Below are 11,816 nucleotides of genomic sequence, written 5' to 3' on the forward strand. Positions count from 1 at the left end.
TTACGCACGCGAGGGACAATCGCCCATGAGCCTCCTCGAAATTCAGAATCTGTCCGTACGCTTCGGTGATGACGGCGCGCCGCCAGTGGTCGACGGGCTTGACCTCAACGTCGACAAAGGCGAAGTGCTTGCCATCGTCGGTGAGTCCGGTTCCGGCAAATCGGTCACGATGATGGCCTTGATGGGGCTGATTGACGCGCCAGGAAAAGTGACCGCCAACCGCCTACAGTTTGCTGGTCAGGATCTGTTGACGCTCAAGGGTCGCCAGCGGCGGCGGCTGATCGGCAAGGACCTGGCTATGGTCTTTCAGGATCCGATGACGGCGCTCAATCCCAGTTACACGGTGGGGTTCCAGATCGAGGAAGTGCTGCGCCAGCATCTGGGCCTCAAGGGCAAAGCCGCACGGCTACGCGCGCTCGAGTTGCTTGAGCGGGTAGAGATCCCCGGCGCCGCGAGTCGTCTGGACGCCTTCCCCCACCAGCTTTCCGGCGGCATGAGCCAGCGGGTGGCCATTGCCATGGCAATCGCAGGCGAGCCGCAGCTTTTGATCGCCGACGAGCCGACCACGGCACTCGACGTGACCATCCAGGCGCAAATCATGGATCTGCTGCTGAACTTGCAGCGCGACCAGAACATGGCCCTCATCCTGATCACCCATGACTTGGCTGTAGTGGCCGAAACCGCTCAGCGCGTCTGCGTGATGTATGCGGGACAAGCGGTGGAGACCGGCCGGGTGCCGCAGCTGTTCGATGCCCCCGCCCATCCATACACCGAGGCGTTGCTGGCCTCGATCCCGGAGCATGCCAATAGCCGCCGACTGGCGACACTTCCCGGCATCGTACCTGGGCGCTATGACCGTCCCTCGGGATGTCTGCTTTCCCCACGCTGCCCCTATGCGCAGCCTCGGTGTCAGGAGCGGCCAGCGCTCGAGCCTTATGACCGCGGCGAAGTCCGCTGCTTTTTTCCACGCAACATGACGCCTGGCGAGACACCCGAGGTGCTGCCCGAAGCGCAACGTCTGAGCCAGCCTCCGGGAGATCGACATGTCTACTGAATCATCGACTGGAAGCGTACTGTCAGCACGTGAGCTGACCCGCCACTATGAAATCTCCCGCGGGCTGTTCAAACCTAATGCCACGGTGCGCGCACTCAACGGCGTCTCGTTCGAGTTGCAGGCTGGCGAGACCCTCGCAGTAGTTGGTGAGTCCGGCTGTGGCAAGTCCACCCTGGCCCGCGCACTGACGCTCATCGAAGAGCCGACCTCCGGCTCGCTGCAGATTGCGGGTCAGGAAGTGGCGGGTGCCGACAACGCACAGCGTAAACAGCTGCGGCGCGATGTGCAGATGGTCTTCCAGAACCCCTATGCCTCGTTGAACCCGCGGCAGAAGATCGGCGACCAGCTGGCCGAGCCCTTGGTGATCAACACCGGTCTGTCACGCAGCGAACGGCGTGAGCGCGTTCAATCGATGATGCAGCAGGTCGGGCTGCGGCCCGAGCACTATCAGCGTTACCCGCATATGTTTTCCGGCGGCCAACGCCAACGTATCGCGCTGGCCCGCGCCATGATGCTCAATCCCAAGGTGCTGATCGCTGACGAGCCTACATCGGCGCTGGATGTCTCGATCCAGGCGCAGGTCTTGAACCTGTTCATGGACATGCAGGAGCAGTTCAACGCCGGTTACGTGTTCATCTCCCACGATCTGGCCGTGGTGCGCCACGTTGCGGACAAGGTGCTGGTGATGTATTTCGGCAGCCCGATGGAAATGGGCCCCGCCGAGCTGATCTATACCCGACCGCTGCACCCCTACACTCAGGTGTTGCTGGCGGCCACACCAAGCATCCGACCTGACGCTGCAAAGCCGAAGATCAAGGTCAGCGGCGAACTGCCCAACCCGCTTGACCCACCGACCGGCTGCGTCTTTCACACCCGCTGCCCGCACGCTACCGAACGCTGCAGCGCTGAAGTCCCGGCGTTCCGACCCCTGGACGGGCGACTGGTAGCCTGCCATTACGCTGAAACCGTTGGCGACCGAAACTGAGTTGGCCGAGCGCATCTCGGCCAAATGCCCAATTCGAAAAAGAGAAACCCAACCGGCCAGCATTTTTTTGAATGGCTGAAACGCGAAAGGCCCCGGAGTACGGGGCCTTTTGCTTGATATGGCGGAGGAGGTGAGATTCGAACTCGTCGCCAACCCCGCGGGATGACGCATAAACCGGGCGCTTAACCTTGCCGAGTCGCGATTTGGGAACGTTTTGGGAACACTTTGGGAACATTGCGGGCGCTGCGGCCGCTGAAATAGCGGCCTGCAGCGTGGTTTGGCGGGAAATGACGCGTTACAAGCCGAGGCGCTGCTCGATGATGCTGGTCATGTCGGTGGCGTCCTGATTGATCCAGTTGCCGTAGTGCCGAAGGATCATCGCCGTCGAGGTGTGCCCCATCTGCGCCGCGATCCAATCGATCGGTACCGCGCAGCTGGTCAGCATCTGGCTGGCGAAGGTATGCCGGCAGTGGTTCGGGCCGCGGTGCCGTACCCCTGCCCGCTTCAGATGCTGCAGCCACCAGCCGTTGCGTAGATTGTCCGAGGTCGAGTACGCCCCGTTGGTGTGCGAGTTGTGGAAGACGAAGCGCACCTGCTGCTTGCGGATCGTCCGGTTGTCCCGATCGGTGACCGCGATCTCAACCTTCGGCATATCCGTTGTTCGCTTCTCCTGATCGCGCAGCGCTTCGAGCGCCGGTTTCAGCAGCTTCAGTTTGCGAGTCGAGCGGCGCGTCTTGGTTACCTTGTAGGCACTGCGCACCCGGGCCCGCTTAAACGTCACCTCGCCCGTCTCTAGGTCGACATCCTCCCAGGCCAACGCGATCGCCTCCGACACGCGCGGACCGGTCCAGATCATGAACTTCACTAGGTTGAGCTCCTGCTGCCGATCGGGCGACTCGGCCGCCAGGATGGCGTCGATCTCCTCGCGTGTGAACGGGTCCGGATCCTCCGCATCAGGCTGGCGGATCACGATGCCCTCGGTTGGGTCATAGGCCGCCTGGTTCTTGGTGCGATAAAGCTGAAATACCTGCCGCGTCAGCGCGACGACTTCCCGGACGGTCTTACTGTGCAGCTTCGGCATGAGCGTCTTCTGCACCCATGCCTGCATTTCGAGGTAATCGATGCTCTCTGCCTGGCGTTCGCCCCACTGCGGTCGGATGTGGTTCTTGATGCGGCTTTCATGGCTGCGAATCGCAGACGGTGCAAGCTCGTTGCGCTTGATATCCAGAAATAGGTCAAGCCAGTGAGAAAACGTGCCGGACTTGACCCGTACCGACTCCGGAAACCAGCGCGCATAGACGAAGGTGCCGGCCTTAATCTCATGCCGGATGATGGCGGCCTGCCGCTCTGCCCTCTCGATGTTTCCAGGCGTCGGCTCGCCCGGGAAAGGCTCCTTGCACAGATCGCCTTCAAATCGAAAATAAACCCGGATTGCCTTGCCGCGAATCTCCACTCCATTTGCCATTTGCGTCCCCACGCTATCGGTGATGCGGCACTGTACGAGCGCACCAGTGCCAGCAACAGAAATGGCCCGTTGCCGGGCCAAGAATCTGTTGGGTTGATTTCTAGGTGAGCCACCCCGAGCGGCGACGCCAAAGGCGGCGCATTTCTACTACCAGGTGCGCAGCGCCAGCGGCGCCTTGGTGCTTAGTGATGATCGCGCTGAGCTCGGTGAACTTGTCAGCTGTGACGTAGCCCTTGCGAAGCCAGGTTCTGGCCTCGCACTCGAGCCGCTGCTGACGATCTGTCGGGTTGTTGCTCACGGGTGCATTAGTTTTCAGCGTGCGAGTAGCAGAAACAGGTCGGGCAGATGGTTGGCTGTGGTCAACAACGCAGCCAGTCCTCCGCCGACCCAACCGCTCATAGCCAGACGAGCGCGGAGGCTCAGCCCGCCTTCATCATCGTCGTAGTGATTCGAGCTCACGCGTCGCACTCCTCTATCACCGTCTTTGGAGCCTGTGATTTGTAGTAATAGTCTTGCATGGTGCTTCTCCTTGGGTTTGAACGACTCGGTCAGGCGTTGCCGCGCCGGGCCGCGTCGGGGTTTTGGAAGATCCAGCACTTCACCGTGGGGCAGCGGCCGGACATGGGGTTGCGGCGGTTGAAGGCGTCGCGGACGGCGCTGTCCACGGCGCGGTTCTTCTCGATGAACTTGCGGCTTCGGCTGTTGGGCAGCAGGTTGCGCAGCGTGCCGATGTCGGCGAGCTTTTGTTTATGCTCGGCGGCGCGTTCGCAGAACTCGTTGAGGTTGATGGCGATCTGGTCCGGCTTCTTGCTGTGGTCGACTACGGGCTCGTCGTTGAGCGATTGCAGGTAATCGAACACCTCCCAGAACTCGGCCACTTCGGTCGGATCGGAATTCACGGCGTTCTGCCGGGCCACGGCCATGGCGGTCAGCTCGCGCTGGGCCGCGGCGTGCTGGCGATCGGTGAGGTTGACCACCAGGCGCAGTGCGTCGACGAGGGCGAGCAGCTGGGCGTGGTTCTTGATGATTCGCTCGATGCGGATCTCTTTAAGCTCGCGCAACGCCTGTTCGTGCACCTTCACCTGCTCGCGGAAGAGCTCCATGATCTTCTGCTCGCCCTTCGCCGCCATCAGCAGGAAGTGGCTCACGTCCATCGCGCTCAGGTGGTTGAGGTTGTCCGCGGCGGCGCGGCTGGCACTGGTGACCTCTGGCCGCACGAAGTGCAACTTAACGATACGGGTGAGGATCGCCTCGCTCGCCGCTACCGTTGCGTTCTGGCTGATGACGATCACGCCGCGGAACGGTGGCTCATAGGTTTCGTTGCCGGCGGTCTTCACACCAGTTACGCCCAGGGTTCCGCCGTTGAACAGCGGCTTGAGCTCGTCCCAGTCGTAGGCCTTTGCGGCGGTGCGGTCGGTGTCGCTGCGGTCGGCCTCGAGCAATACCAGTGGCATGCCGGATACCTGCCCCATCCAGCGGCGCAGGCCCGCCTTGGACATTTTCGAGGGGTCTTTCCCCTCCTCGTCCGGACGGCCCAGCAGCTTCCAGAGGAACATCAGCAAGGTCGACTTACCGGCGCCGGCCTCGCCGGTCACTTCCAGGAACGGAAACGACTGGTACTCCACGCGGATCTGCTCAGCAAACAGCGAGCCGAACCAGTAGGCCAGCGCGACGATGCCCTGGGCACCGAAACAGGTCCACAGCCAGTCGACCCACTCGGCGCGGTAGCCTTCGTCGGTACGGGCGATTTCCAGGCGGATCGACTTCTGCAGTGTTTTAAGGCGCAGCTGCTTGAACTCGAAATAGTCCTCGGCATTGGCCTTCTCCACCACGCCACCGCGCACGGCCAGGTCGCCGAATACATAACAGCCGTGCTCCTTGCTGTAGCCGATGTAATCGATCGTCTTGACTGTTTTCAGCCCGTAGAGCTGGTCCTTCATGATCTTGTCGAGCTGGCTGCCGCTGCCGGTGAACACCGCGCCCGCAGCCATGCCGAGCAGGCGCTTCTTGAACTCGGCCGCAGCCGCCACCTGGTCACCGGTGAAGGTGTTGCGCACGGTCGGCTCATCGTGCGGGAAGTCGACGCGGAAGTAGTACCAGGCCTCGTCCGTCACCTCGTTGCGCTGGAAATACAGCGCCTTGGGGTAGCAGTTGGCGATTTCGATCACGCTGCCGGATTGCTGCAGCGCCTTCTCACGCATCTGCCGATCGTTGAGCAGCTGATCATCGTGGTCGTCGCTGCCCTCGAGGTCCTGCATGGCGCGGTTGAATTTCTCCAGGTCCAACTTGAACCAGTACATGCGGTTGCCGAAGCCCAGGTGAAATTCGCCCCGCTTGTTCCAGTCGTACATCAGCAGCGCCTTCTCTGCGGCGCTCTCGGCGATCAGCAATGCGCCCTGGTACCGGGCGGCCTTGATGTCGGCCTCTATCTGGTCGGCGCGCTTGTCCTCGTCCAGGAACATCCAGCGTTGATGCAGATCGTTCCAGTCCACCTTCCGATCGCCCTGCGGGATCTGCGCGGCCTCGCAAGTGAAGCCCAGCTCCTTGGCCATCCGCACCCAGCGGCGCGTATAGCGATGCGCGCCCGGCTCGTTGTCCAGCGCCCAGACCAGCTTCGGCAGCTTCTGCCCAGCGTCCGCGCAGGCCTTCGCCAGCGCTTTGAGGGACTCGGCCGGGAAGGCGTTGCTGCTCATCGCCGAGACGGCTTCGATGTCGTGGTGCAGCAGGCCGATGGCGTCGAAGATGCCCTCGACGATCCACAGCTCGCGCACCTGGAGCAGATCGACGCTCGGCGGACACCACCAGTAGCCCTTCATGGACTGGCCCGGAGCGAAGCGAGCTTTCTGCTTGCCGAAGCGGTGCGGCCGGTCGATCAGCCGTTCCCAGTAGCCGCCCTTATCCAGCGGGAAGCGCACCGTGGCCGAGCCTATACCCAGCTCGCGGCTGAAATACGTCTCTTGCGTGTACCAGCCTTTGATCAGCTCCAGGTGGAAACCACGGGCGCCCTGCAGATAGCTGTTGGCCGTGGCGGTCGGGTCCCGCTCAGTCGCCGGCGCACGCTTGCTCCAGTCATCGAACAGATCCTCGAACAGCTCCTTGACGTGCCACTGCTGCCCGCACTTGCTCTCCCGGCCGCACTTGATGAACCAGGGCTCATCAAAGCGGCTGAACAGCTCGCGCTTGTTGCAGCTGGGGCATTCACCCTTGCGCATGTAATTGGTGCCACCGACGCGCTTGAGGCCGAACTGTGTTTCGAGACGAGCGAGCACCTCGGTGCGGATGCCGTGGTCCATCGACTTCATGGGCGTGGCCCCCAGACGAACGTGTAAACCTCGGCGTTCGCCTCCTTCCATTCATGTCCGCTGAGCAGGCTGCATTCCCACAGACTGTCCAGATGGCCATTGAGGACAAACGATGCGCGCAGGCGAGCCTCATCGCTGTCAGCTTCCCGAAGCGCCTGCAGAGCGCCTGCAAACAGATAGCGCGCAGCGTTCGCGGCAATGGCATCGCATACCGGCAACAAACGGCTCATGCCGGCACCCCCGCTTCCTTCAACTGCTTCACCAGCTCGCGCATGGTGCGGTTCAGGCCAGCGATATGCGGGTGGTCCTCAAGGATGCGCGGGCCTCGGAAGCCGGCCGGCGTGTAGCGGTACTTGTCGTCGTACCAGCAGGCCGCCATCAGCAGCTCATATTGGTTGGTCAGAAAGCGCAGATAGGCTTCGGCCTGGGGTCGCTTGAGTCTGATTTCTACGGTGATGTCGCACATAAAAGCCACCATTCGGGCGCAACTTTCCCCTGCCCGCGCAACGGCGGGCATGGGCTGGATTCAGTTCAGGGGATGATCAGTGAGCGGCTGCTGCAGCCTGCAGAGTCATGGGCGGCTGCAAACGTAATGGCAAATAGCGGAGCGGAAACAAGGCGCGCTCCCCGCTGCGCACATGCACCAAACAGAGACGGGTCGAGTCGCCCTGCGCTCGATCGATGGCCACGCGGGACGCGACCTCTGTCATCGCCAGGTGTACCAGGCGCTGCGCCATGAACGTCGGCACTTCGAGGCCGTGAACTAAATAGCGGCAAGTGCGGTCGTATAGCCGCTCATCGTCTCCGAGGTACTCATCCTGATGGCGCAGGATGTAGGCTTTGGCGGCGGCTTGCATCGTGCTGCGGTAATCCTTGGCAGAGGTATCGCTCATCATGCGAGTGCTTCCTTGAGTGGCTGATCGAACAGATCGGGTTGATCGCTTGCAGGTCGGCTGTCACGCAATGCCTGCATTTTCGCCACGGACGGCGCAATCGGCAGCACCACCCTCGGCTTGTCCATGCCCGACGTATTGATCTGGTAATCCCAGCTCATCGAGCCCGTTAGGACCAATCCGCAAGCCAGGTTCTGGCATTGGCCGTAAATGGTGCGGAATGTCGGTGTTTGTCCCTCAGAGTTGCGAATTCGCATCCGCTCCCCACAGGCCGGGCAAACCAGCTTGTATACGCTCAAATCCCTCTCCCCCAGCCGTGGCAGCGGCCGTACTACGTTCTATTTGTGGCGGCAATACAGCGCGAGCAGTGCTGCTATTTCTGCATGGCGCGCAGAAACGTGGCAGCGGTGAGCGTCCAGGATGGCCTGTGCTTCGCCCGCATCGATGACCCCGTTCTCCAGGGATTTGGCGATGATCAGATCCACCAGGCCGCGTCGTGTGGCAGTGGCAACGCTGCGGTGGTAGAGCTCGGTGTTGTCCAGTTCTTCTGCCGTGGGGAGCGGGACGAAGACACCGCCGTATTGAGCGGCGATGTAGTCGGGCAGAAAGTGGGTGCCGGTTTCTTCCTCGAGCATATGAATCTGCTCATCGGTCAGCGGGCGGTGCCCCGCATTCTCATAGGCGTGGTTGTCGAACTTCTTCAACTCCAGGCCTAGCCGCGCAGCGGCGCAGTCACGCCCGCCCGGGTAAGCCCCGATGATGGCGCTGACCACCTTGCGGCGGCTGTCTAGTATCAAGTGCTTCATCTTCTCGTTTCCCACCAGGATGAATGCCATTACTTTGGAATCACTGCCACAAGGTCAGATTTGCGGCGGCCGTAGCGCGGCGTGATGCCCGCAACGACGCCTTCCTTTATGCCTAGCAACACCGCAGCCCGGTGGGCTTCACCGCGCAGGCACTTCTTCTGCCCGTTTAGCACGGCGTAAACCGTCGAAGGGCTGATTTCGTTCTGCTCGGCCCATTCCTTGGCGGTGAGACCGAGCTTGCAAAGCCGATCACGTGCGTCAGTGCGCGCTTGCTCGCTTGGGTATCCGTTCGGCATAGTTCAAATTCGTGTGGTTTCGTGTGGTCTGGTGCGGATATTGGTTCAGATTTCTGAACCTGTCAACGGTTGAGGTTCAAATATATGGCCATCGGTGAGCGACTGAAGGAAGAAAGGTCGCGCCTGGGATTCAGCCAGACCGACTTTGGAGCGCTCGCAGGCGTGGGGAAGACGACCCAGATCAACTATGAGAAGGGCAACGGAAGCCCAAGCGCCGACTACCTCGCAGCCATAGCTGAAAAAGGTGTCGACGTTCTTTATGTGGTTACTGGGACGCGTGCAGCTGTCACAGCGGACGGTCTTTCGAGTGAGGAATCAGAGGTTCTGAACCACTACCGTTCAATGCCGGACAGCGATCGAGCCGCAATACGAAGGATGTCCTCCGCACTGGCCGAGTCGGCCGGGCGATACGTAATCAATTCAGACCAGTAATTCACTCATCGCCGAGTGAAGAGGCAAGGAGAAGCCAGCATGCACGCATCAGCCATTGACCTTGAAGACCGCCCACGTGACTTCGGCGATCGCCTGCTCGAGGAGCGAAAGCGCCTCGGCATGGAAGTCCACGAACTGGCGCACCTGGCCGGCATGACCGACTACATGCAAAAGCGCTTCGAGAACGGCACCTCGATCATCCCCATCGACTACCTGCAGGCGCTGGCCGCACGCAGTGATGCGGACGTGCTGTACATCATTACTGGCAACAGGAAATCAACTGGCTCGAGGTCGGATCCGCAATGAATCCACCGCAGTTATCCTTTGCTTGGTGGAATACCAGTTTCAAAGCCCCGGTTATAAGCGTTAATAAAATAAATCATAAAGCGCTCCTTAGAGCATGGTTCCTTTTCTGCCATCTCGACGATTTACTCAATCTGGATTTCATTGCGTTTGGCGAAGTCAATAACGATTTTATGGCTCAGATTGACCCAATGCTCACTCATTCAGGCTTTAAAGGAATAGATGCTTCTGGCCGAGACGGCCGCATTACGAATGACATAGGTATCTTTTACAAGACCGAAACGCTCGAACTGATTGATCACGAAAGCATAATAAAGCCGCACTACTCCGGACGATTAAAGATTGCGACACTATTTCGCTTTAACATCAAAGCAACGGTGGAGCCAATATATTTCTTCGTGGCACACTGGCCCTCAAAGCTATCACGACCAGAGCTAGGAAGAGATGAACTCGGAATAGCATTACGTGATTATATTGACGAGATCTTCGAAGAAGAAGGTTATAACGCAAAGATTATTATAATAGGTGACTTTAATAACGAGCCTTTCGAAGAACCTATTTACGACAAATTGCGCGCTACCCGTGACCGAAAGCTTCTCCTGACCAAACCTTTTTTCCTATACAACCCCTTCTGGCGCACCCTTGGAGGGCCGGCCCCATACTGCGGTCGTAGTGAGGTTTCGCCATGCCACGGCACGTATTATCTTAAGACGAGCCAGCACGTCACCAAATGGTTTACGTTTGATCAAATAATTGTATCGTCAGCTTTTCTAGGGCATGGCGACTGGCACTTAGCAGAAGGGTTAACTACGGTTTTGTCTTACGACAACTCAAGCATCCTCGGTGCTGAGTTTTTCAAAGATCATGACCATCTTCCTATTTACGGAAAGGTAGAAAAATATGAGCAAAATACTTGACGCCTTTAATTCCGGCATCACCATCGCAAAGCAGATGGAACGAAACCGCTGCGAAATCAATGAGACACTGAAGGATGTATTTCAACAGATATTAAACGCTACGGACGGGAGATTGCAGCTAAGCTTATATGCCGATAGATCGAGCGTTTTCAAAAAAGAATACATAACAGCCAACAACCCCTTGGTTGATTCTCCTTTTAAGGTGATATGTGAATGGCTTCCGGATTCGCAAAATGGATACCCGCTAAAAATTACCATGGAACACGAAACCTGGCATTGCTCTACAAAGGAAGAAATAGAAGACTCGCTAGCTGATATATTTGCGAGGCCATCCGTAGCACTCCGCTTCCTCGATCTCATTAATATAGAGCAAACGCAAGCTTAGGCCCATGACACTAAGACCGTTTGAGATTCAGTGCGGCAACTAGAGGCCATCGATCGTGGATCCAAGAAAACTCCTCCGGTGGCGTGCTGGTGACCACATACACGCGCCGCTGATCACCCTCTCTCAATACCAGGCAGTCCAGCGCGAAGCCTTCCTGCATTTCGAACCAGTGGGACATGCGCGAGGCGTCCTTCTCCATGTAGCGCTGCACCAGGCCGAACGCGCGTAGCGGCCGGTACTTCTCCCAGCCGCCCCGCTCTACCGTCTCAAGCCGCGCCCAGCCGCCCTGCGGGCCTTGGCCTGGCTCTTCACGCCGGCGGCCCCACTTGACCCAGCCCAACGACTCACCGCAGTCGAGCATCACCGGGAAGGCTGCTTTGGGGCTGGGAAAGTAGACCTTGTAGGCCTTTTCGGCGTCTCGCGCTTCTACGCCACCGCACATGGTTTGCCTCCGGTCATCGGTCTGCTGTTTCCAATTGACCGCTAGGGGTATCTTTCGTTTTACTGTATGCACATACAGTATTTTACGGAAGTTGCTCTATGACGCTCACCATTCTGGGTCGCGAAGATCGCCTGCGGCACCTGCTGCCGGAAGCGGCGGATCTGCGAATTACGGGCTTTCAGTCGCCCGCCGAGGACGAGAAGGAAGGTTGCCTTTCGCTGGACAGCCTAGTGGGCCTCGGGGCGCCGCAGATCTGGGTGGTGAGGGTCGACGATGACAGCCTGCTGGGCTTCGGCATGTACCCGGGCGATCGCCTGGTGGTTGACCGCTCGGCCCGCTGCAAGCCGGACTGCTACGTGGTGGTCGGGCTGGATGGTGAAAACCAGTACCGCGTGCGGCTGCTGACCGAAGATGCCGACGGGCGCCTGGTGCTTAAAGCCGCCCACCGTTTCGCCCAGCCGATCAACCTGGAGCTCGAGGAGTTCGTCGAGATTTTCGGGATGGTGCGCTGGGTCATTAGCTATGTGGGCCGCTGA

General features: G+C 59.5%; 18 protein-coding genes. 7 read left to right on the plus strand and 11 right to left on the minus strand.

The window, feature by feature from the left end; translation table 11 throughout:
* Positions 1-25: 25 nt before the first annotated feature.
* Positions 26-1,054 (plus strand): ABC transporter ATP-binding protein, encoded by a 1,029-nt coding sequence (locus tag EA797_RS04330; protein WP_122163925.1) that lies wholly within the window; start codon positions 26-28, stop codon positions 1,052-1,054.
* Positions 1,044-2,039, plus strand: coding sequence for a peptide ABC transporter ATP-binding protein (locus EA797_RS04335; protein ID WP_122163926.1), 996 nt, complete (start codon positions 1,044-1,046; stop codon positions 2,037-2,039). The genes EA797_RS04330 and EA797_RS04335 overlap by 11 nt, the downstream gene beginning before the upstream one ends.
* Positions 2,040-2,334: 295 nt before the next feature.
* Here EA797_RS04335 and EA797_RS04340 read toward each other — a convergent pair whose 3' ends face one another.
* From EA797_RS04340 to EA797_RS04380, 10 genes are all read right to left on the minus strand, one after another.
* A complete protein-coding gene (locus EA797_RS04340; RefSeq protein WP_122163927.1) occupies positions 2,335-3,504 on the minus strand; it encodes a tyrosine-type recombinase/integrase in 1,170 nt (389 codons plus the stop codon).
* 100 nt (positions 3,505-3,604) lie between these two features.
* The gene (locus EA797_RS22175) at positions 3,605-3,802 is read right to left on the minus strand and encodes a DUF7696 family protein (RefSeq protein ID WP_122163928.1); all 198 of its coding nucleotides are present in this window, start codon (positions 3,800-3,802) and stop codon (positions 3,605-3,607) included.
* A 14-nt stretch (positions 3,803-3,816) separates the two neighbouring features.
* On the minus strand, positions 3,817-3,963 hold the full coding sequence (locus EA797_RS21765) for a hypothetical protein (RefSeq protein WP_167468763.1): 147 nt from the start codon (positions 3,961-3,963) through the stop codon (positions 3,817-3,819).
* Between the two features lie 89 nt (positions 3,964-4,052).
* Complete coding sequence (locus tag EA797_RS04350; protein WP_122163929.1) at positions 4,053-6,806, minus strand: toprim domain-containing protein; 2,754 nt, start codon at positions 6,804-6,806, stop codon at positions 4,053-4,055.
* The gene (locus EA797_RS04355; RefSeq protein WP_122163930.1) at positions 6,803-7,036 is read right to left on the minus strand and encodes a hypothetical protein; all 234 of its coding nucleotides are present in this window, start codon (positions 7,034-7,036) and stop codon (positions 6,803-6,805) included. The genes EA797_RS04350 and EA797_RS04355 overlap by 4 nt, the downstream gene beginning before the upstream one ends.
* Positions 7,033-7,272 (minus strand): hypothetical protein, encoded by a 240-nt coding sequence (locus tag EA797_RS04360; protein WP_122163931.1) that lies wholly within the window; start codon positions 7,270-7,272, stop codon positions 7,033-7,035. The genes EA797_RS04355 and EA797_RS04360 overlap by 4 nt, the downstream gene beginning before the upstream one ends.
* Positions 7,273-7,348: 76 nt before the next feature.
* Positions 7,349-7,702, minus strand: coding sequence for a hypothetical protein (locus EA797_RS04365; protein WP_244214059.1), 354 nt, complete (start codon positions 7,700-7,702; stop codon positions 7,349-7,351).
* The gene (locus tag EA797_RS04370) at positions 7,699-7,998 is read right to left on the minus strand and encodes an ogr/Delta-like zinc finger family protein (protein WP_101153095.1); all 300 of its coding nucleotides are present in this window, start codon (positions 7,996-7,998) and stop codon (positions 7,699-7,701) included. Before EA797_RS04370 ends, EA797_RS04365 begins: the two co-directional genes overlap by 4 nt.
* Before the next feature lie 39 nt (positions 7,999-8,037).
* Positions 8,038-8,505: a YmfL family putative regulatory protein gene (locus EA797_RS04375; protein WP_122164691.1), complete on the minus strand. Its 468-nt coding sequence runs from the start codon at positions 8,503-8,505 to the stop codon at positions 8,038-8,040.
* Between the two features lie 29 nt (positions 8,506-8,534).
* Positions 8,535-8,801 carry a DNA-binding protein gene (locus EA797_RS04380; RefSeq protein ID WP_122163932.1) on the minus strand — a complete coding sequence of 89 codons (267 nt, stop codon included), beginning with the start codon at positions 8,799-8,801 and terminating at the stop codon, positions 8,535-8,537.
* 84 nt (positions 8,802-8,885) lie between these two features.
* On the opposite strand from EA797_RS04380, the gene EA797_RS04385 reads away from it, so the two are divergent.
* From EA797_RS04385 to EA797_RS04400, 4 genes are read left to right on the plus strand one after another with little or no spacing between them, the layout of a single operon-like run.
* Positions 8,886-9,233, plus strand: coding sequence for a helix-turn-helix domain-containing protein (locus EA797_RS04385; RefSeq protein ID WP_122163933.1), 348 nt, complete (start codon positions 8,886-8,888; stop codon positions 9,231-9,233).
* Between the two features lie 39 nt (positions 9,234-9,272).
* Complete coding sequence (locus EA797_RS04390; RefSeq protein ID WP_122163934.1) at positions 9,273-9,539, plus strand: helix-turn-helix domain-containing protein; 267 nt, start codon at positions 9,273-9,275, stop codon at positions 9,537-9,539.
* Positions 9,536-10,453, plus strand: a complete 918-nt coding sequence (locus tag EA797_RS04395; RefSeq protein WP_122163935.1) for an endonuclease/exonuclease/phosphatase family protein — start codon at positions 9,536-9,538, stop codon at positions 10,451-10,453. Before EA797_RS04390 ends, EA797_RS04395 begins: the two co-directional genes overlap by 4 nt.
* Positions 10,437-10,838, plus strand: coding sequence for a hypothetical protein (locus EA797_RS04400; protein ID WP_122163936.1), 402 nt, complete (start codon positions 10,437-10,439; stop codon positions 10,836-10,838). Before EA797_RS04395 ends, EA797_RS04400 begins: the two co-directional genes overlap by 17 nt.
* Before the next feature lie 10 nt (positions 10,839-10,848).
* Here the strand turns inward: EA797_RS04400 and EA797_RS21875 are convergent, their stop codons facing one another.
* Entirely contained in the window at positions 10,849-11,280 is a 432-nt protein-coding gene (locus EA797_RS21875) for a hypothetical protein (protein ID WP_208644407.1), read from the minus strand.
* Between the two features lie 98 nt (positions 11,281-11,378).
* On the opposite strand from EA797_RS21875, the gene EA797_RS04410 reads away from it, so the two are divergent.
* Complete coding sequence (locus EA797_RS04410; protein ID WP_122163937.1) at positions 11,379-11,816, plus strand: LexA family protein; 438 nt, start codon at positions 11,379-11,381, stop codon at positions 11,814-11,816.

The organism is Stutzerimonas zhaodongensis, from assembly GCF_003696365.1.
Classification (GTDB): Bacteria; Pseudomonadota; Gammaproteobacteria; order Pseudomonadales; family Pseudomonadaceae; genus Stutzerimonas; species Stutzerimonas zhaodongensis.